Genomic DNA, 647 nt, shown 5'->3' on the forward strand with positions numbered 1-647 from the left:
TAAGCTGAATATTGACCGTTAACTATTTTTGCTGGGTCACTCGTAATAACACCGGATCCGGCAAGGAAATTAGTCTGATCAAATGAACCCTTTTCAAAAGATTCGCTCTGTGCGGATATTTTCTTAACGATTGTTATATCATCAATTGAAAGGGCACCCCCTGCGTGGATTCCCCAAATTAAGTAATAGTTAGCTTTATTTCCGGTTGTGAACGTCATCGTTTTTATGCCATTTCCCCCACTTGCATCATTCCAGGTTGTAAACAGCTTGTCTTCCAGGTTGTCAGTACTGCGAGCAAGGAAATAAAAAAAACGGTTCGCATCCAGCGGCTGCATATCCAATGATTTGTAGGAAAAAGTCACCGAGTAGGTAGTGTTTTTTTCGAATTTAATTTTACTTTGATCTGTATAGGAAAATTCCTTCCACTCCTCTGATGCTTGAGAACTCAAATAGGCGGAGTACCTTCCACTAACTATCTTTTGTGCATCACTGGTAATTGTCCCATTCACAGGGAGATAGCTGGTGCCATTAAAAGTACCACTTTCAAATGATTCTTTAGGAGCCACTACGTTCTCTGCAGCAAAAGCCTTGTTCTGAAAAATGCTGAATGCAACAATAATCATTAAAAATGGCAGTACATAGCTAGT

Annotated in this window: 1 protein-coding gene; it reads right to left on the minus strand. The window is 39.9% G+C overall.

The genetic code is table 11. The features are described from left to right. The coding region (locus AC3WT9_RS34640; RefSeq protein ID WP_492408993.1) for a hypothetical protein at positions 1-647 on the minus strand (647 nt) is incomplete at both ends.

It is taken from the genome of Paenibacillus sp. EB106-06-01-XG199, assembly GCF_058791575.1.